The 21,383-nt window shown below is 35.0% G+C and carries 17 protein-coding genes and 1 pseudogene; all 18 read left to right on the plus strand.

The annotated features are described in order from the left end of the window. Positions 1-8 precede the first annotated feature (8 nt). The 18 genes and pseudogenes from galU (at position 9) to BLR82_RS13610 (ending at position 21,374) form a co-directional block, all read left to right on the plus strand. Positions 9-816 (plus strand): annotated as a pseudogene (galU, locus tag BLR82_RS13520) (UTP--glucose-1-phosphate uridylyltransferase GalU). 100 nt (positions 817-916) lie between these two features. Continuing rightward, positions 917-2,746 carry a polysaccharide biosynthesis protein gene (locus BLR82_RS13525; protein WP_074599980.1) on the plus strand — a complete coding sequence of 610 codons (1,830 nt, stop codon included), beginning with the start codon at positions 917-919 and terminating at the stop codon, positions 2,744-2,746. Positions 2,747-2,948: 202 nt separating this feature from the next. Then, positions 2,949-4,079, plus strand: coding sequence for a DegT/DnrJ/EryC1/StrS family aminotransferase (locus tag BLR82_RS13530; RefSeq protein ID WP_074599981.1), 1,131 nt, complete (start codon positions 2,949-2,951; stop codon positions 4,077-4,079). Continuing rightward, the gene (locus BLR82_RS13535; RefSeq protein WP_074599982.1) at positions 4,079-4,723 is read left to right on the plus strand and encodes a sugar transferase; all 645 of its coding nucleotides are present in this window, start codon (positions 4,079-4,081) and stop codon (positions 4,721-4,723) included. Before BLR82_RS13530 ends, BLR82_RS13535 begins: the two co-directional genes overlap by 1 nt. Next, on the plus strand, positions 4,720-5,337 hold the full coding sequence (locus tag BLR82_RS13540; protein ID WP_074599983.1) for an acetyltransferase: 618 nt from the start codon (positions 4,720-4,722) through the stop codon (positions 5,335-5,337). The genes BLR82_RS13535 and BLR82_RS13540 overlap by 4 nt, the downstream gene beginning before the upstream one ends. 3 nt (positions 5,338-5,340) lie before the next feature. Next, a complete protein-coding gene (locus BLR82_RS13545; protein ID WP_074599984.1) occupies positions 5,341-6,594 on the plus strand; it encodes a glycosyltransferase family 4 protein in 1,254 nt (417 codons plus the stop codon). 46 nt (positions 6,595-6,640) lie between these two features. Continuing rightward, positions 6,641-7,210, plus strand: a complete 570-nt coding sequence (locus BLR82_RS13550; RefSeq protein ID WP_074599985.1) for an acyltransferase — start codon at positions 6,641-6,643, stop codon at positions 7,208-7,210. Positions 7,211-7,223: 13 nt separating this feature from the next. Next, on the plus strand, positions 7,224-8,363 hold the full coding sequence (locus BLR82_RS13555) for a DegT/DnrJ/EryC1/StrS family aminotransferase (protein ID WP_074599986.1): 1,140 nt from the start codon (positions 7,224-7,226) through the stop codon (positions 8,361-8,363). 7 nt (positions 8,364-8,370) lie between these two features. Further along, positions 8,371-9,408, plus strand: coding sequence for a Gfo/Idh/MocA family protein (locus BLR82_RS13560; RefSeq protein ID WP_074599987.1), 1,038 nt, complete (start codon positions 8,371-8,373; stop codon positions 9,406-9,408). Beyond that, entirely contained in the window at positions 9,395-10,747 is a 1,353-nt protein-coding gene (locus BLR82_RS13565) for a nucleotide sugar dehydrogenase (protein WP_074599988.1), read from the plus strand. The genes BLR82_RS13560 and BLR82_RS13565 overlap by 14 nt, the downstream gene beginning before the upstream one ends. Before the next feature lie 11 nt (positions 10,748-10,758). Beyond that, positions 10,759-12,033, plus strand: a complete 1,275-nt coding sequence (locus tag BLR82_RS13570; RefSeq protein ID WP_074599989.1) for an oligosaccharide flippase family protein — start codon at positions 10,759-10,761, stop codon at positions 12,031-12,033. 17 nt (positions 12,034-12,050) lie between these two features. Then, positions 12,051-13,133, plus strand: coding sequence for a glycosyltransferase (locus BLR82_RS13575; protein WP_074599990.1), 1,083 nt, complete (start codon positions 12,051-12,053; stop codon positions 13,131-13,133). 2 nt (positions 13,134-13,135) lie between these two features. Continuing rightward, positions 13,136-14,428 (plus strand): hypothetical protein, encoded by a 1,293-nt coding sequence (locus BLR82_RS13580; protein WP_074599991.1) that lies wholly within the window; start codon positions 13,136-13,138, stop codon positions 14,426-14,428. Positions 14,429-14,464: 36 nt separating this feature from the next. After that, the gene (locus BLR82_RS13585; protein ID WP_074599992.1) at positions 14,465-15,652 is read left to right on the plus strand and encodes a glycosyltransferase; all 1,188 of its coding nucleotides are present in this window, start codon (positions 14,465-14,467) and stop codon (positions 15,650-15,652) included. Between the two features lie 86 nt (positions 15,653-15,738). Further along, a complete protein-coding gene (locus BLR82_RS13590; RefSeq protein WP_074599993.1) occupies positions 15,739-16,869 on the plus strand; it encodes a glycosyltransferase family 4 protein in 1,131 nt (376 codons plus the stop codon). Positions 16,870-17,483: 614 nt separating this feature from the next. Then, positions 17,484-18,404 (plus strand): LCP family glycopolymer transferase, encoded by a 921-nt coding sequence (locus tag BLR82_RS13595; RefSeq protein WP_074599994.1) that lies wholly within the window; start codon positions 17,484-17,486, stop codon positions 18,402-18,404. 798 nt (positions 18,405-19,202) lie between these two features. Continuing rightward, the gene (locus BLR82_RS13605; RefSeq protein ID WP_074599996.1) at positions 19,203-20,378 is read left to right on the plus strand and encodes an ROK family transcriptional regulator; all 1,176 of its coding nucleotides are present in this window, start codon (positions 19,203-19,205) and stop codon (positions 20,376-20,378) included. Then, the gene (locus tag BLR82_RS13610) at positions 20,379-21,374 is read left to right on the plus strand and encodes an asparaginase (RefSeq protein WP_074599997.1); all 996 of its coding nucleotides are present in this window, start codon (positions 20,379-20,381) and stop codon (positions 21,372-21,374) included. Positions 21,375-21,383: the final 9 nt, after the last annotated feature.

Genomic DNA, 21,383 nt, shown 5'->3' on the forward strand with positions numbered 1-21,383 from the left:
TGAGTAACTTGAAAAAAGTAAAAAAAGCCATCATCCCGGCTGCCGGGTTGGGCACGCGTTTCTTACCGGTAACAAAAGCAATGTCGAAAGAAATGCTGACGATCGTCGATAAACCGAAGATTCAATAGGAGAGGCAGTTGCCTCCGGAATCGAGTACATCCTTATTGTCACGGGTAAAGGAAAAAGTGCAATCGAAGATTATTTCGAACACAATTTCGAATTAGAAGAGAACTTGGTTAGAAAAGAGAAATTTTACTTGTTGGAAAAAATCAAACCGCCTGCCCAAGTGGATATTCCCTACATACGGCAGAAGGAGCCAAAAGGACTAGGACATACTGTCTGGTGTGCGCGAAAGTTCATTGTGATGAAATGTTTGCTGTTTTGCTTGGCGGCGATGTTGTTCAAAGCGAAACACCTTGCTTGAAACAATTGATTTATTAGTATGAAGAAACCGGCTCTTCTATTATCGGTGTACAACAAGTAGACCAAGAACAGACGCACCGTTATGGAATCATCGACCCGAACACAAGTGAAGGGCGTCGTTATCAAGTGAACGGGCTCGTGGAAAAACCGGCAAAAGGCACAGCGCCATCCAACTTGGCAATTATGGGACGTTATATACTAACTCCAGATTTTGGACAAGCAGGAAACAGGTGCCGGAGGAGAAATTAACTAACTGATGCGATCCATCACTTGAATGAAATGCCAAATGTCTATGCGTACGATTTTGAGGGCAAACGGTATGATGTTGGAGAAAAGTTAGGGTTTATCAAGACAACGATCGAGTTTGCTTCGCAAAACGAAAAAATCGGTTAAGAGGGCTCAGCATTTCTAAAAGAATTAACAGAAGATACAGTAAAAGGTTAAATGGGTAAAAAGTCAATGGACGCGTTATCCAAGAGGAGGAAAAAGTTAGATGACCTACCGAAACAGATTGGCACTGTTAATCATGCTTGATACGTTGATTGTAGGCACGGCGATATTTATCGCAGCCTGGATTGCGTATCCGTATACAAGCTCTGTCTATCATGCAGATGCGATTATGGTCAGTGCGGTAGCCCTTGTTTTGTTTCATCATTTATTCGCATTTATTTATAAGTTATACAACAAAGTCTGGGCATACGCCAGCGTCGGCGAATTGGTTGCCATCGTCAAAGCAGTCACGCTTTCGATCCTGGCTACAACTGTTCTTCAGTTTTTCGTAAATGATTTTGATTTGTACAAGCGTGCACTCATTGTTACATGGATGCTTCATATCATCTTTATCGGCGGATCACGGTTTATCTGGCGGATTTTCCGTGACCGGTTTATATCGGTCAACTCCGGACAAAAGAGAACCTTGATAGTGGGGGCCGGAGCAGCCGGAGCGATGATCGCCCGCCAATTGAAAAATGAACAAAACAACGCTGAATTAAGTCCGGTTGCTTTTGTGGACGATGACTTGTCCAAGCAAAAAATGCAGCTGTATAATTTGCCAGTCGAGGGTACGGTACAAGATATCCCAGAAATTGTGGATCGATTTGGCATCGAACATATTGTCATTGCGATTCCTTCGTTGAAAAATGGGGAGCTAAATGAAATTGTATCCAAATGCAACGTGACAAATGTAAAAGTTCAAATGCTGCCTAAAATAGAAGATCTTATGTCAGGGAAGGTCTCGGTTAACACGTTGAAAAACGTCGAGGTCGAGGACGTTCTTGGGCGTGATACGGTAGAACTTGATATTAACACGATCACTGAAAATGTAACTGGGAACACGGTGATGGTGACCGGTGCCGGTGGTTCAATCGGCTCGGAAATTTGCCGACAGTTGATGAAATTTTTGCCGAAAAAAATTGTACTAGTCGGACACGGTGAGTTCAGCATTTATACCATCGACATGGAGTTGAGAAATATTTACAGTGATTCCGAAACGGAAATCGTACCGGTGATCGGCGATGTCCAGGATCGCAAACGAATTTTCGAGATTGTGGAAGAACACAGCCCGGCGATAATTTATCATGCTGCAGCCCACAAACATGTTCCGTTAATGGAGTATAATCCGCACGAAGCGGTGAAAAACAATGTAGTCGGTACGAGAAATGTATCAGAAGCTGCGGATACATTTGGGGTCAATACGTTTGTGCTCGTTTCGACAGACAAAGCAGTAAAACCAACTAATGTTATGGGGGCGACGAAACGACTTGCAGAAATGGTTGTCCAAGATATGGCTCAGAGGAGCAATACGAAGTTTGTGGCTGTGAGGTTTGGGAATGTTTTGGGAAGCCGGGGAAGCGTGATCCCGCTGTTTAAAAAACAAATTGAAGCAGGCGGACCTGTTACGGTTACCCATCCGGATATGACTCGTTACTTCATGACGATACCAGAGGCTTCCCGATTGGTGATACAAGCTGGGACTCTGGCTCAGGGCGGAGAAATTTTTGTGTTGGATATGGGTGAGCCGATTAAAATTGTCGATTTGGCAAGAAACCTAATTAAGCTATCCGGATACACTGAGGAAGAAATGCCTATCAAATTTTCCGGAATCAGGCCAGGAGAAAAAATGTACGAGGAACTATTGGATGAGAAGGAAGTACATCCAGGAGCAGTTTATGAGAAGATTTACGTTGGGCGTACAAAGGAAGTCCATTTGGATGTGGTGCTTGACTTAATCTATAAATTGCAGGAATACAACACGGTAGAATTGAAGGACGCTTTAATGGGGATTGTTTATGGGGAGCGAGATGTTGTTGTGAAGGAATCCTGATGATATTAATCCAAAATCTTCTTACCCTTAGTTAAATAACAAGTTATAAAATATCATTATCGAAATAAGGGTAATTACCCTTATTTCGATAAAATAAACATCAAATTAGGGTTTAGTGGGTTAGTAGTTAATCGGAATAAAGTTAGATTGCGGTGAAGTCCTAGGCTACTAAATTCTACTTATTACGGAAGGAAGTTACAAAATGAGTTCTACTGGAGTAAAAGAAAGAATTTTCCTCTCTTCGCCACATATGAGTGAAGAGGGATACGAGATGGATTATATAAAGGAAGCTTTTGATACAAACTGGATTTCCCCCCTTGGTGAAAACGTAAATGGATTCGAAAAAGAACTAGCTGATAAGGTTGGTTCTAAAGCGGCTGCTGCACTATCCTCCGGGACAGCTGCTATTCACCTGGCTCTTAAAGCTGCAGGAGTTGAAGAAGGTGATGTTGTATTTTGTCCAACACTTACCTTCTCTGCAACTGCAAATCCAATTATCTATCAAAATGCTATTCCTGTTTTTATCGATAGTGATTATGAAACCTGGAATATGAGTCCAAGGGCATTGGAAGAGGCTTTTGAGAAGTACCCAGAAGTAAAGGCAGTCATCGTTGTTCACTTGTATGGCCTGTCTGCTGACATGGATAAGATAATGAGCGTTTGTAAGAAACGAAATGTGGCAGTTATAGAGGATGCAGCGGAGTCTTTAGGTACTTACTATAAAGGTAAACATACAGGAACTTTCGGTGACTATGGCATCTTCTCTTTTAATGGAAATAAGATTATCACCACTTCTGGTGGTGGGATGCTTGTTTCTAATAATGAAGAACGAATTTCAAAAGCTAGATTCTGGGCGACTCAATCCAGGGATCAAGCAAGGCATTATCAACATAGCGAATTAGGGTTTAATTATCGAATGAGTAACGTTGTAGCAGGAATTGGTAGAGGTCAGCTTAAGGTGTTGGATCAGAGAGTTGAAAAGAAGAGATATATTTTTGAGTTCTATAAAAGAGAACTTGGAGAACTTGAAGGTGTTGAATTTATGCCAAGTAATGAATGGGATGAACCGAATTATTGGTTAAGCTCGATAATTTTAACAGGCAAGGTAAGACCTATAGACATAATGGATGCTCTTGAAAAAGAGAACATTGAATCTAGACCAGTTTGGAAGCCGATGCATATGCAGCCTTTCTTTAAGAAATATGATTTTGTAGGTGCGGACGTTTCGGTGAATTTATTTGAGAAAGGTGTATGTCTGCCGTCTGATACGAAGATGTCGGATAATGATATAGAAAGAGTCGTTAAAATTATTAAAGGGTTGTGGTTAGAATAATGAAGAATTTCAAAGGCGGTAATTATAGAAGGTTTGTAAAAAGACCGATGGACTTTATTCTTTCTTTAATAGCTATTATTGTTCTTAGTCCGGTATTTTTTATAGTTGCTATACTTGTCAGGACGAAGTTAGGCAGCCCTGTGCTTTTTAAGCAGAAACGACCTGGGTTAAATGAAGAAGTTTTTATGATGTATAAGTTTAGGACGATGACGGATGAGAGAGATAAAAATGGAAATCTTCTTCCTGATAACGCTAGGTTGACGAGGTTTGGTAAATTGTTACGATCTACATCTCTTGATGAACTGCCGGAGCTTTTTAATATTTTGAAGGGTAATATGTCCATTATTGGCCCTAGACCATTATTGGTGCAGTATTTACCATTGTATAACAGTCATCAAAAACGACGTCATGAAGTAAGACCAGGGCTATCCGGTTTAGCACAGATTAGTGGTAGAAATGCGATTAGTTGGGAAGATAAGTTTAATTTAGATGTAAAATATGTTGATAATTTGAGTTTTGCTTTGGATTGGAAAATCATTCTCCTTACAATTAAAAAGACGCTAGTTAGAGAAGGTATTAATTCAGAGAATGTAGCTACTATGGAACCCTTTAAGGGAAGCAAGAAGGAAAGAATAGATCTATGAAAGACAAGCTTTTAATCATAGGTGCTAGTGGACATGGGAAAGTGGTAGCAGACATTGCATTGAAAATGGATAAATGGCATAAGGTTGTTTTCTTAGATGATGATGAAAACCTCAAGACATCAATGGGCTTAGAGGTTATTGGAACATTTGAAAAGGTGACGGAACACTTAAATGAATATGAATTTTTTGTTGGTATTGGTAATAATGCTGCTAGAAATAAGGTACACAGGAAACTCGAAGCGTTAGGGGCTAGTATTCCCGTACTCATACATCCCAACTCAGTCGTTGGAGACCATGTGGAGTTAGGAACGGGTACAGTTGTGATGGCAGGCGCTGTAGTCAACTGTTGTACTAAAATTGGTGAAGGTTGCATAATTAACACAGGTTCTACAATAGACCATGATAACTGTATTGGAGATTTTGCTCATATATCACCGGGAGTGCATTTAGCTGGAACGGTTAAAGTTGGACAAGGTTCTTGGCTAGGGGTCGGTTGTGCAGTTAGTAATAACGTAAGCATCACTAGGGGGTGCAAAATAGGGGCAGGAACTGTTGTTGTTAGTGATATAAATGAGTCTGGGACTTATGTAGGTGTTCCAGCTAGGAGAGTGTAAGTTATGAAGAAGAACATTTGGATTTTTAATCATTATGCTACAAAAATGTACAAAGACCAAGCTGGTAGGCATTATTGGTTTTGTGAGAATCTGATAAAAGATGGATTTAACCCAACAATTTTTTGTGCAACAACGATTCATAATTCAGCCGAGACTATAAGTACAAACGATCATAAGTTTATATCAGATAAAACAAACGAAGTTCCCTTTGTTTTTGTCCAGACACCAAAATATAAAGGTAACGGCAAACAAAGGATAAAGAATATGGTTGCTTTTTACAAAAATCTCTTTCCAGTTGCAAAAGAGTATTCAAAACAACATGGAACACCTGACATTATTTTGGCTTCAAGTGTTCATCCTCTTACAATGGTAGCAGGTATAAAGATTGCGAAGAAATATAGGGTTCCATGCATATGTGAAGTGAGAGATTTGTGGCCTGAGACTTTAGTAGCATATGATTCTATTAAAAAAAACAGTTTACCATCCAAACTATTATATCTTGGTGAAAAATGGATTTATAAAAAAGCAGATAAAATTATATTTACAATGGAAGGAGGAATAGACTATATAAAAAATAAAAAATGGGATTTAGATAGTGGGGGACCAATAGATTTAAACAAAGTTTTTCATGTCAATAATGGAGTAGATTTAAAGACATTTAAGGAAAATAAAGAAAGAAATATTATAAATGATGATGACTTAAACTGCAAAGAAACCTTTAAGGTTATATATACTGGTTCTATTGGAAAAGCGAACAATGTCAAAAAGATAGTTAATATAGCAAAGGTTATTTCAGATACGGGGAATAATAAAATAAGATTTTTAATCTATGGTGACGGAATCCAAAAAGAAGAACTTGAGACATACTGCGACAAAAAAAATCTCAGAAATATTAAATTTAAAGGATTTGTGGAAAAGAACAAGATTCCGTACATCTTAAGTAAATCCAACTTAAACATTTTTCATTTTGAACAAAACAGTTTAAAAAAGTATGGTGCTAGCTTGAATAAAATGTTTGAGTACTTTGCAAGTGGAAAACCAATATTATCTGATTGTGAATTTGGATACGACCTTATAAAAAAGCATAAGAGCGGCATTGTTGTGGATAATGGGAGTGCGGAACAGTTAGCAAATGAAATAATTAGATTTTCTAATATGACAAAGAGTGAGTATGATTTATATTGCAACAATGCATATAATTTAGCAAAAGAATATGACTTCAGGATGTTAACAACACACCTAGAAAAGATACTATAAAGTAGTGGTATTGTGATGAAAATTTAACAGTAAAGGTGATATTTGGATGAATTATTATATCCATGAGAGTAGTTATGTTGATAATAATGTAAGAATTGGAGAAGGGTCAAAAGTATGGCATTTTAGTCATATTCAAACTGGTGCAATAATCGGAAAAAAATGTTCAATAGGGCAGAATGTTAATATCTCCAATAACGTTAAAATCGGAAACGATGTTAAAATCCAGAACAACGTATCAGTGTATGAAGGGGTAGAGATAGAGGACTGCGTCTTTTGTGGCCCATCCATGGTATTTACGAACGATTTAACTCCTCGAAGTAAATATCCTAAAGGGAGTACAGCCTATAAAAAGACTTTGGTTAAATACGGTGCATCTATTGGGGCAAATGCCACAGTAGTTTGCGGAAATACCATTGGTCGTTGGGCAATGATTGCATCGGGTGCAGTGATTACTAAGGATGTTCCAGATTATGCCTTAATGGCAGGAGTGCCCGCGAAGCAAATAGGATGGACTTGTGAGTGTGGCGTACCCCTTAAGGATGATTACAAATGTAAAGAATGCGGACGTTCATATAAGCTACACCAGGAAGGAAAGTTAATAGAAGAATACAACTAGGAGAGATGTGGGAATGCAGTTTAGGGATTTGAAAACCCAATATAAGCAGAATAAATCAGAAATTGATTCTGCCATTCAAGAAGTTTTAATAAGTTCACAGTTCATAGGGGGAAAGCAAGTAAGAGAATTAGAACAACGTTTAGCTGAGTATGTAGGTGTAAAGCATTGCATTTCATGTGCTAATGGAACAGATGCGTTATCTCTTGTTTTGATGGCTTGGGGCATAAAAGAAGGAGATGCCGTTTTTGTACCCGATTTCACATTTTTTTCCACTGGAGAGGTAGTATCCTTTAACGGAGCCACCCCGGTATTTGTAGATGTTGATGAGAAAACCTTTAATCTTGATCCTGAAAAGTTAATACGAGCTATTGAAAAAGTGAGTTCTGAAGGAATATTAAAACCAAGAGCAGTCATCCCAGTTGATTTATTTGGCCTTCCTGCAAACTATAATCAAATTGAGAATATAGCAAACCACTATAATTTGCTCGTTTTAGAGGATGGTGCTCAAGGATTTGGGGGGAATATAAATGGTAAAATGGCTTGCAGTTTTGGCGATGCTGCTACTACATCCTTCTTCCCTGCAAAACCTTTAGGTTGCTATGGTGACGGGGGAGCTATATTTACAAATGATGATAAAACGGCTGAATTATTAAATTCTTACAAAGTCCATGGCAAAGGGTACAATAAGTATGACAATGTTAGAATTGGTGTTAATTCGAGACTGGATTCGATTCAAGCTGCTATATTACAAATTAAGTTGAAGGCCTTTAAAGAGCATGAATTAGATGGAGTGAATAAGGCTTATCAGCTTTACACAAAAATTTTAAAAAATATAGTGCAAACTCCATATATCCCCGAGGGTTATTATTCTAGCTTTGCACAGTACACTATCAAATTGGAATCTAAAGAGGAAAGAGATGGACTTCAAGAAAAATTGAGAGAAAACGACATACCGAGTATGATATATTATGTAAAACCTATGCACCGACAACAAGCATTTTCTAATCAAATTCATAAGGAAGAGGACTTCAGAGTAACAAATGAACTTTGTGATACAGTGCTATCGCTTCCAATGCATCCATACCTAAAAGAAGAAGAAGTCGAAGAAGTGTGCAGTGTAATTAAGGAATATATGTTTAAAAGAAAGAAGTGATTATACAATGAATTTTGCTATTGTGGGATGTGGTTTTATTGCAAGAAAGCATGCAAAAGCTATTGAAAAAATAGGAGAAGCAAATTTGGTTTCTGTATGTGATAAAGATTCAACTGCAATGAAATACTATGTCGATGAATATAAAATAAAGGGTTATACAAGGCTTGAAGAAATGCTTGGAAGTGAAGAAATTGATGTTGTTTGTATTTGTACACCAAGTGGATTGCATGCTTCTATTGCAGTACAGTTAGCAGAAGCTAAGAAACATATTATTGTTGAAAAACCCATCGCTATGAATTTAGAGGACACTGAAAGGATAATTGATGCTTGTAAATTGAATGATGTAAAGTTGGCTGTTGTTCATCCTAATCGTTTTAGACCAGTAGTTCAAGAGTTAAGGAAATTTTTAGATCAAGGATTACTAGGTAAAATTAGCCATGTAAACGCAAAAGTGAATTGGAATAGAAACCAAGAATATTATGATCAAGCACCATGGCGTGGGACAAAAGAATATGATGGTGGTGTATTAATGAACCAAGCAATTCATAATCTTGATTTACTTTTGTGGTTCGTGGGAAAACCTGAACAAGTATTTAGCATGGAAGCTACTAGATTACGAAATATTGAGGCGGAAGATGTTTCCATTGGCGTAATAGGGTTTGAATCCGGCGTCCTAGGAACAGTAGAAGCTTCGACAACTGTTTATCCTAAAAACTTTGAGGAGTCGATAACAATTTTTGGGGAAAAGGGAACGGTGAAAATAGGAGGAGCTAACGCTCTTTATTTTGAGCATCTTCTAGTAGAAGGAAAATCAGAAGAAGAGATAAAAGAGATAAAAAAATCCATCAATAAAGACCCGTGGGGGATACCAGGACACCAATGGATTATTGAAGATATGGTGAATGCAATTAAGGAAGATAGAATACCTTCTGTAACCGGTGAAGACGGAAAAGAGGCACTTAAACTTGTCTTGGGTTTTTATGAGTCTGCTGATAAAAATAAACCAATTCAACTAACAAAGGAGAATAAATATGTTAACAACTAAGGCAGGGGAAAACGAGCTTGCGGAAAGATTAATAGAAAGACTTAATAATAAAAATGCTGTTATCGGTGTTGTAGGACTAGGATACGTTGGTTTACCACTAGCAGTTGAGAAAGCTAAGGCTGGTTATAATGTAATTGGCTTTGATGTACAAGTTTCGAGAGTCGAAGAAGTTAACAAAGGAATTAATTACATTGGTGATGTTGTTGATGAGGAGTTGCAAGAACTAGTAACAAAGAAAAGATTAAAAGCTACAACAGATTACTCACTGATTAGCGAGGTAGATGCAGTTGCAATTTGTGTTCCTACACCTTTAGATATATACAAGCAACCTAATACCTCTTATGTAGAAAGTTCCGCATCTGAAATTTCTACATACTTACATGAAGGTATGCTGGTTGTTCTTGAGAGCACAACGTATCCTGGAACAACTGAAGAGTTACTTAAGCCAATTCTTGAAAAAAGTGGTTTGAAATGTGGAAAAGACTTTTTCTTAGCTTATTCCCCGGAACGTGTTGATCCAGGTAACAAACAATTTAAAACAAAAAACACACCAAAAGTAGTGGGGGGGGTAACTGCAAACTGTACCAACGTCGCAGCAACAATGTATCGCAAAGTATTGGAAAGTGATATACATGAAGCGTCAAGTCCAGCAGTTGCAGAAATGGAAAAAATCCTAGAAAACACTTTCCGTAATATTAACATTGGATTAGCAAATGAAATGGCTGTCTTATGTAATAAAATGGGGATTAATGTTTGGGAAGTAATAGATGCGGCAGCAACTAAACCTTACGGGTTTATGCCGTTCTATCCAGGCCCGGGTTTAGGAGGACATTGTATTCCTATTGATCCGTGGTATTTGACTTGGAAAGCACGGGAGTATAATTATCATACTAAATTAATAGAAACTGCTGGGGAAATTAATAATGAGATGCCAAGTTATGTTATTAATAGAATTATGGAGATACTAAACAAGGAAGGTAAGGCGCTAAATGGCTCTAACATTTTAGTACTGGGGGTTGCATATAAGAAAGATATAGATGATTATCGTGAGTCTCCGGTTATGCCTATATTAGAAAGATTAGAGGATGCAGGTGCAGAATGGAATGTGGTAGATCCATTTGTTAAACAATTTAAATATAAGAGCGACATTAAATTTCCCCATCAAGAATTATCTATCGACATGTTGGAAGCAGCTGATCTAGTCTTGATAGCGACTGATCATAGTAAATTTGATTATAAGTTAATTACTAATTCTGCAAGAGTTATATATGATACCCGTAACGTTGTGAAAAAATCTGGTTATAATTCTGAACAAAAAGGTAAGTTATATTCGTTGTAAGATTCTAAGTCATGGAAATATTTAAAAGAGTATTTAAGAATAAATCAAATAAGAATATCTTCACATTATTAGTAGGAACGGGTACAGCGCAAGCTATACCTGTTCTCGCTTCGTTAATTTTAACCAGACTATATACACCTGAAGAATATGGATTATTTGCCGTTTTTACATCTATAGTTACAATGTTGGCTACGGTTGTTACTTTGAGATACGAGTTAGCAATATTAGTTCCAAAAAAGGAACAGGATGCCATAAATATAACTGTTCTCTCTATTATAAGTACAATTATTATTTCGGTAATATTGTTTGTTTTCTTAATCATTTTTAAGAACCATCTTTTGAAGTTATTAAATATTACTGATCTAGGAAATTGGTTATATTTAGTACCTTTAACATTACTCTTTATGGGAATCTATAACTCTTTGAATTATTTGGCTACTAGAGTGGGAATATTCAAAGTAATATCTAAGAGTAGAATATACCAAACTTTGTCAGGCTCATTATCTCAAGTAGTATTAGGTTTAACACACTTAGGTGTAGGCGGTCTAATTATAGGAAGTTCTGTTACAAATTTCATGGGTAATATAAAGTTATTTAGTAATGTTTATAAATCAAATACTAAAGAATTTAAAAATATAAGTATTGCAGAGTTAAAAATATTAGCCAAAAAATATTCTGACTATCCAAAATATGGAGTTCCTTCTTCTATATTCAATAATGCTTCTATACAGTTAATGAGCTTTATTATTCCTATTTTCTATTCTGCTACATTATTGGGATTTTATTCTCTAAGCCAGAGGATTGTCATTACACCAATGAGAGTTATAGGGAGTGCTATTAGCCAAGTCTTTTTAAATGAAGCATCGAAAGAATTGAAAGAGAGAAATACTGTTGAAAAATCCTTTATGTCAACATTAAAAAAATTAATTATAATAGCTTTTCCATTGTATAGCGTTTTATTTTTTTCTATAGAGGATATTATTACTTTCGCCTTTGGGACCAAGTGGCAACCGGCTGGTGAGATAACAAAAATATTAGTTTTACTGTTATTTTTCAGGTTTGTTGTTAATCCATTAAGTAATGTTCTTAATTTATATGAAAAACAAAAAATCGTATTATTATGGCAAATTTCTTTAGTGTGCCTAACAATTGGTTCTTTAGCATTATCAAAAATCCTAGGTTTGGATTTTTATTCCTTTTTGAAACTATACGTTTTCCTTTTAAGTGTAAATTATGTAATAATGTTTTTCATTTGTTATTTTACTAGCAGAAGACATAAGCAATAATTGGAAGGATGCTGGGCATGAAAAGTATGATAATGTTTGTCACATATGACTTTTCTGAAGGATCTAGTGGATCGCGTGTTCGTCCTCAGAAAATGTATCAAGCCTTTAAGAGTATTGGATATGATGTATTTTTAATATCTGGAAATAAAGAAGAAAAAGAGCTAGGGTATAAAAAACTTAAAAAGAAAAATGAAAAATTCGATTTTTGTTATATAGAGCCAAGTTCTTATCCAACTCAACCTTTGATTGATTATAAAGTAATTAACTATATTAGAAAGAGAAAAATCCCTATAGGAATTTTTTATAGAGATGCTTACTGGAAGTTTTATGATAGTTTCGTTTATAGGGGTATTAAAAATTATGAGTTGAAATTAAGATATAGGTTAGATCTTATGTTTTTTAAATCTGTAAGTGATGTCATGTTTTTTCCGAGTGAAGAAATGGGGAATCATTTTACTTTTAGGCAACCAAAAGTTGCTTTGCCTCCTGCCGCTGATAAAAGGTCATTTCAAACAATACAAACGGAATCAATAGTAAAAAGAATACCTACAGCAATATATGTAGGAGGTGTAAGTAAAAGATATGGTACTGAATTATTATTAGAATCATTCAAAAAAGTAAACGAACAAGGTATAAAGGTGAATTTACTTCTTATATGTAGAAAGAATGAATATGAAAGCAATTTTAATTTGTTTCAAAGTTATATAAATAATGACTGGTTAGTAATAAAACACTTAAATGGGCAGCAATTAGAAAATGAATATATAAAGGCTGACTTTGGTGTAATTCCAATTTTAAGAGATGTTTATAATGATTTTGCAGTACCAGTTAAGCTTTTTGAATATTTATCTTATCGATTGCCCATTTTAACAACTGATTGTACTGTGTTACGTAAATATGTGACAGAAAATAATTTAGGGGTTTCAAAGTCTGAGAACATAGATTCATTTATAAAGGGAATACAATACCTTATAACTAATTATCCTAAATACAGCGAAAGTGTAGATTCATTTGTAAATAAAGGTGGGTTTTGGGAACACAGGGCAAAAAAAGTATCAAATCTTTTTAAAGGCAAAGCAACTGTCGTAAAGGAGGACTAATATTGGAACAAACAAGAAATGAATACTTTTTAGCACTTTGGATAATATTATTTTTCCTTTTAACTTTATTTATTAGTCCGATAATTCCTTTACTTAGATTTTATGAAATATTAAGTATAGATAACCTATTTTTTTATACTTCTATTATTTTGATGTTTTTGTATGTAATTACATTGATGAAAAGAAATAAGAGTGAATTTAAATTCCAAATAAACCAATTGAGTTTTTTAACAATTTTATTGTTCCTATTAATCTTGTTAATACAATTAATATATTTATTGTCTATTAAACATCACCCTGAATATATAAGAGAATATTATTTTCGTATATTTACAAATACTTTTTTGATGAGTTCCGTTATGTTCTTTTTAGGTCTTAACATAAATGTATTAAATAACATTATTAAAATAAAATCAATTAAAAGTATTGTTTTTATAGGTTTCTGGTTATATGTTTTCTTTATCTTTTATGGGATATCAATCAATTCTTATCTAGGAGTCTTTGGATTTAGGATTTACTATGAGCCAGAGTTTAACTATCTTAATATAGCTGATTCGTTCGTAATATATGCAATTCTTACAATTGCTTTAATACAAAAAGTCAGAAATAAAATATTTGTGTTTGTTATTGCACTTATAGCCTCTTTTGCTCTAGCATCTAGAACATCAACAGTGTTTTTTGGTTTATCTATCATAATGTATATAACTTTTATACTCTTTAAAAACAATAAAAGTAAAGTTGTAAAAACAGAAGTACTTAAAAATATATTTATCATAATTTTATTGTTTATAGTATCTGTTTTTATTTACTTAAATTATTTTGACATTACTCTTATCACTAACAGCCGTTTATGGAACTTAATTTCTAATGGAGGTGCTGATAATTCATTAGAAGTTAGAAACTATCTATTACTTGAAGGAATTGAATTTCTAAAGCATCACTGGCTAACGGGGGCATTTGGTGAAGAAGTGTATAATTTGGGGCCAGGAACGTATATTCATAACTGGTTTTCCTTCTTAGGCGCATATGGCATAATTCCATTCATGTTATCACTAATTATTATGGTTTTAACAACCGTTAAGATCTTAAAACTATTTTTAAGTCATAGTGATAGTCCTATTATTGATTTTCTTTTTGTTTTCAATAGTTTTGTTTTGTTTAGTATTTGGTTTTCTAGAGCCTACACGTACGAATATATTTGGTTTACTTTAATTGCAATTTCTTTATTTAGGACCGTCCCCCCTTTAGAAAGAGGACTAAAAAGCAAAAAATGCTACTCTAAAAAAGATGAATAAGTGGATTTAAAAAATAGATAGTAGGAGTTCATATAAATGAAAATTTTAATTATATCTCATATGTATCCATCCTCAGCAATTGAAATAAATGGTGTTTTTGTACATGAACAAGTAAGAGAATTAATAAATGAGGGGCACGAAGTAAAAGTGGTCTCTCCAGTTCCTTATGTCCCTGTCTTTTTTAATACTATATCTAGTAAATGGAGTCGATATGAAACAGTACCCTATCAAGATAAAATAGATAACGTAGAAATCTATTATCCAAAATATATAGCATATCCAAAAAGTTTAAGATTTCATTTATCTGGTGAGCGAATGTTTAAAGGTATAAAAAGTTTGATTAAAGAGATCTATGGAGAATTTAAATTTGATTTAATACATGCCCATACCGCTCTTCCTGATGGATCCGCTGCAATGCAAATAGCAAAAATATATAATGTTCCATTAATTACTACCATACATGGATTAGACTTCGAACATACTGTTCATCGTGGGTCTAAGTTTCATAGTAAAATTGAACAAGTTTTAATGTATTCAAATAAAATTATATTAGTAAGTAATAAACTATTGAGTATAAAAAGAAAATACTTTCCCGATATACAAGAAGGGAAATTTCAGGTAATACATAATGGGGTTTCAGATTTATTTTTAAATAATTTTCAAGATAACTCTGGTTCTAATCAAAAAGAAATTGTTATTTTAAGTGCTTCTACGTTAATTCCACGTAAAGGGATCAATTATAATATTTTAGCTATGAAGGAATTGCTAAATTATTATCCTTATTTAAAATATAAGATAATTGGTGAGGGTTCGCAAAGAACTGAACTAGAGCAAAAAGTAAAAGAGTTAGGTATGGAAAAGAATATTTTCTTTTTAGGTAATAAGACCAGGGAAGAGATGGTTAAGAATTTTGACACTTGTGATATATTTGTTCTACCAAGTTGGAAAGAGGCTTTTGGGGTGGTCTATATTGAGGCAATGTCAAGAGGAAAAGCTGTAGTTGGTTGTAAAGGTGAAGGAGTAGAAGAAATAATTACTGATGGTGTTGAGGGATTATTAGTCAGTCCTCAAAATACCAAAGATTTAGTAGAAAAAATAAAGTATCTGGTAGATAACCCTCAATTAAGGTTAGAAATGGGCAAAAATGGAAGATTTAGAGTAGTAAAAGAGTTTACTTGGAAGAAAGTAGCGAGAGAACTCGGTCAAGTATATCAGAATTCTTAGGTAACAAGCTTAAATCCGCTTGGCAATGATTTTCATTAATTTCTAAGCAAGATATAGCTGGTACTATACGGAAGTTGGAGGTTAAAATGAAGATCCTTCATATATGTTCTGGATATCCGGATACAAAACTATACCAAAATTTATTGAGGGAGTTGGACAATAAGAATATTGATCAAACCATGTATGTTCCCTATAAAACAAGTGAAATCAGTAATAAAAGAATCTTAGATAACGCTAAGCATACTGAATACATTTTTTCTAGCCCATACACTAAATTAGACAGAATTTTATATTATCCTAAGATAAATAAAATATTAAAAGATTTAAAAATGAGAGTTGATTTTAGAAAAGTGGAATTAATACATGCTCATTTTCTTTTTTCAAATGGTGGTATAGCGTATAAATTAAAAAAAGAAATTGGGATAGACTATATTGTTGCAGTGCGAAATACAGATATTAATTACTTCTTTAAGTATGCAATTCATTTAAGGAGTTTAGGAATCAAAATTTTAGCAAGTGCTAAAAAGGTAGTATTTCTTTCACCAGCGTATAAATCTTTTCTTTTAGATAATTATATTCCTAACCACTTGAAGGATGAAATTCACCAAAAGTCAGTAGTTATACCGAATGGAGTTGATAACTTTTGGCTAGAAAACATTAATGTTAATAAACAAGAGTATAATGAGGAAAATAATATTAGACTAATATTCATTGGTGAACTTAACAATAATAAAAATGTAAAGTCGTCTATAAGGGCAGTAACAATTCTAAAAGATAAAGGATATAGGGTGAAATTTGACATTATAGGAAGTGGAGCTGATGAAGATGAATTAAAAATATTAATAAAAGAAACTAATAATCAAGATAGTATCAAGTTACATGGTTTTATTGAAGATAAAAATCTCCTAATCCGATTACTTAGAAAAGCGCATGTTTTTATTATGCCTTCATATAATGAAACATTTGGCCTTGTTTATATCGAAGCAATGACACAAGGACTACCAGTAATTTATTCAAAGGGGCAGGGAATTGATGGTTATTTTAGGGAAGGTCAGGTAGGTTTTTCAGTATCTCCTGATAACACAGAGGAAATAGCTTTTAAAATACAGAGTATATTAAAAGATTATAATAAAATTTATATCAACGCCATTAATGCTGTAAATAAATTCGAATGGTCTAAAATAGCAAATGAATATATTGAATTATATAATGAGTAAATACTTAGCTATGATACTGCATTAGTTTTTATTGGCACTGAAATGTTCTTTATCAATAATCAAAAGGTAACTCAACACGCTCTCCAAATGTTTTACCATATTTACCCGCAATAAAGCCCTGCAATTTATTGTTTAAAGTTTTGTAGGTTTACTTATGCAGTTATTTTAACTGGGAAGAATTCTTACTTCATTTTCATCTAACGGAAGAGTCTGAATCTCCTTTTTGTACGGGGATGTTTTCATTAGTAAATGTAGCAGAACGAAGACGAGAGAATTGCCTTAAAGCCCTGCCTTATCACGAAGAGTTTACGTTTAAAATCTCTTAACGACTTAACTATATTTTATGATCGGATTTTTCTCTAAATAGGAAGAAATAGATAATACACTTGAGCCAGAGTATATTAGTTAGAAAAGGCTTCTTTAATGTGAGTATGACATGCTAGTTGAATGAGTGGATAACTTGAGTGATACATTATAGGTATCATTCAAATTTCATCACTTATCGCTCATATGTTTTTTAATGTAGATTTTCAAGTGACAATTTGTCATAATGAGATTAAGAATTTACGTGACTTTAATTGAAGTTCAGTATAAAGAGAGGGAGAAGTTTTAAAATGAAACGCTCTACTTATAGAAGGAAACCAAAAAGGTTATGGCTTAAAGTATTATTAACTTGTGCTCTATTGCTCATCGCAGGATCGAGTGCCTTTGCTTACTCAATCTACCATAACACAAAACAAACAGTCGCAAACAAAATAACCCAACCGGTTGATTCTATCGATACATCTGTCGGCAAAAAAAAGGTAAAAGACCAGGAACCTTTAAACGTATTACTCCTTGGGGTAGATGAAAGAGAAAATGATGCTGGTCGTTCAGATGCAATGATGGTCCTTTCCTTAGATCCGAAACAGGACAGCATGCAGCTTATCAGTATTCCGAGAGATACGCGAACAGAGATTGTAGGAAAAGGGACCCAAGACAAAATCAACCATGCCTATGCTTTTGGTGGTGTTGATATGTCGGTGAATACGGTTGAAAAATTTCTTGATATCGATTTGGATTATTATGTCCGTCTAAACATGGAAGGACTTACAGAGTTAGTAGGTGCAGTAGACGGAATCACAGTGAACAATGAAATAGAGTTTTCTCGTAAAGGCCACAGATTTCCACTAGGAGAGATAGAACTAAGCAAAGATGAAACCTTAGACTATGTCAGGATGCGGAAACAGGATCCAAATGGAGACTTTGGGCGTAACGAACGCCAACGCAAAGTAATTCAAGGTATCATCGATAAAGGAGCTTCCGTTGGTTCGGTTGGTAAGATTGACGATATTGTTCAGGTATTAGGCAACAATATGGCAAGCAATATGGACTTTGATGATATGCAAAACCTTCTGTTGAACTATCGGAATACCAGAAAGAATATCACTACGTATCAGATGCAGGGATCCGGAACAAAAATAGATGGAATCTACTACTATGTTATCGATGAAGAGGAAACTTCTAAGGTACATGATATGATCTCTAATAAATAGTAGTGATTTAATAGTATAAAGCCGTTTAGCATGATAATTGCATGCTAAACGGCTTTTCTTGTGCTCGTCATTTCCTGTTTTATACCTCATTAATCCTCCTAAACCTCGAAGGCGACACCTCCACTATCTCAGAAAACCTTCGGATAGTAGAATCCATTATTATAACCGCACTGCTCTGCTATGTACTCTACGGTATCATTTGTTTCCAATAAAAGCTTTTTTGCTTGTTGGATTCGTAGATTGGTAATGTCCGAGGAGTGATACCTAGATAAGCAGAAAATCTTCTCGAGAACTGAAAGGGACTCCATCCAATCTTATGCACCATGTGTTTTAATTGTAGGTTTATCTCAAAAGCATTGTGATCGATATAGTTTTTGACATCTGCAATCAGATAATCTATCCTATGATTCGGTATTTTCCCGACCTTAGTGTTTTTCTCCCTTTTTACTCTCCGGTAGGTATGCTGTAGGATAGTGGACGAATTATCAATCATAAGCCCCCCTAGTGAAACCTTATGGCGGGCGCACAATTCTGGAAAAAAAAGGGGGGACTGTGCCCTCCCTTTTTTGTATCTTCTGAAGATCACACTCCTTATTTACTCCTCTCAAAGTATTGTTTTGTTCCCTTCAAGAAAATTTTCAGAAAAATGAATTGACTAAAAATTCCTACTAATTTATACTATTAATAACTTCACAGGAGAAATTAATTCTGTATATAAAGGATTTTTGAAAATTTTACGCTTAAATTAAAGGGAAATTGTCTTTATTAATAACAAAATGTTAATAGGTGATTAAAAAAATGGAAATAAAAAATCATGAATTTCTTAAAAAAGAGAATCAAAGTTTAGTATTAGAAATTATTATTAACCAAGGACCAATCTCCCGAGCTGATATTGCGAAGCAAACGAAGATGAGTCCAACTTCTGCTTCACGTATTGTTGCCTCGCTTTTGGATATGGCTCTTATCAAGAAAGTGGACATTATTAGCAATAATGGTCTTGGAAGAAAAGCAACTTATTTTGTCCCCAATGAAGACTCAGTAATTTCTGTAGGTGTTGAAATTGACAGTTTTCACCTCCGAATAGGGTTTATGAATTTTGTCGGAGAGATAGTGGTGAAGGCATTTTACGACCACAACAATATTGATCCACAGCAAACAGTAAACTTCATCTCTGAAAAAATCCAGTTGTTGCTTCAAGAAGAGGGAATAGATGCTGATAGGATTGTTGGAGTTTGTGTAGGGCTCCCGGGGTTAATACAACAAACTTCTGGTGTAGTGAAGTTATCTGCCCAACTTAACTGGAAGCAAGTTCATTTAGGTGAAATGCTTGAGAAAAAACTTGGAATGCCGGTAGTGGTGGATAATGATTTGAAAGTAAAAGCACTTGCTGAATACAAGCTGACTTCGAAGGCGGAAGATAACAATATGGTGATGATAGGGCTTGGCAATGGAGTTGGGTCTGTATTAATAACAAATGGTGAGATATACCGCGGGGAGGGGAACTTTGCAGGTGAAATCGGTCACACAACAGTCGATCCTTATGGTGTTTATTGTTCTTGTGGCAAGCTTGGATGCTTGCAAACCTATATCGCTGAGCCATTCTTATTAGATGCGGCCGCAAAGGTTAAGCCAGGCATCCAAAGCATGGAAGAATTGGTGGAAGAATATGAAAAAGGCGCACAGTGGGCAGAAAATATCATTGAAAAAGCGGTTACTTATGCTGCTATTACAATAAATAATACGGTTTGCATTTATAGCCCCGATAAGGTAGTGCTTTCTGGAAGTTTGATTGAAAATTACCCTGCTATTAGAAAAAGATTATTAGAAAAGTATAGCAGCAATATCTGGTATCCAGTCAAAGACACATTTGAGTTGCTGACAACGAAGACGGAAAACTACGGAGTGGTCAAAGGAGCTGCCAGTAGCATTCAGCAAGAGTTTGTGAAAAATATTAAATTTAATGGAGAGATTTAGATGCAGACATTTCCGACGATTGCAGAAGATTTCAGAGCCAACTCCCTTGAAAATGTCCATCAAGGTTCCATTTGTATAGTAGATGAGAACAAGCAGGTCATATACGAAAAAGGTTTGATTGACTATCCCTTATACTTTCGATCGGCCATGAAACCAATACAAGCGATTCCTGTCTTTTCAACCGATATCGTAAACAAGTATCAGCTTACGAAAGAGGAAGCTGCATTATTTACCGCATCACAGCGGGGAGAAGAATACCATCAAAAAGGTTTAGAAAACTTATTGGGAAAACTAGACATTCCAGAAGACCTGCTTATTTGCGGTAAAAGCTATCCGTTAAATGAAGAACCTAAACAGAAATACATTTGGAATCACAAACCTAAGCGCAGGCTATTACATAATTGCTCTGGAAAACATCTTGGCTTTTTGGCCTATGCTAGAGAGAAAGGTTATGACCTACATACTTACGGGCAATTAGAACATCCATTACAACAGGAAATTCTTAACCATGTAAAAGAACTTTCTGAAATCCCTCAAGATAAGATCATCACCGGTATTGACGGTTGCGGAGTGCCTGTCCATGGCATTCCGCTAAGAAATATGGCGATTTCCTATTTGAAGTTTGTCGCGCCTGAACAGATTCCTCACCGTGAAACGGCAAATGCGGTAACCAAAATTGGCGAGGTAATGAATGCCCATCCAGAAATTGTTGCCTCTCACCATTTTATCTGCACTGCTTTGCTTGAAGATAATAACATTATTGCCAAGGGGGGGGCACAAGGCGTTTACTGCCTGGCATTAAAAGAAGAAAAAATAAGTATCGCTTTAAAAGTACTCAGTGGCACTGAATTGATATGGCCCTTATTGGTTGCCGAAATCTTAACCAAGCTAAACTATAAAAATCAAGACACGATAAAGCGATTGTTAAGATTAAGATCAAACAACATCTTGAATGACAGCGGGGTGCCGGTGGGTGAAACAAAGATTTACCTATAACAAAGGGGG

Source organism: Sediminibacillus halophilus (genome assembly GCF_900103695.1).
Classification (GTDB): Bacteria; Bacillota; Bacilli; order Bacillales; family Amphibacillaceae; genus Sediminibacillus; species Sediminibacillus halophilus.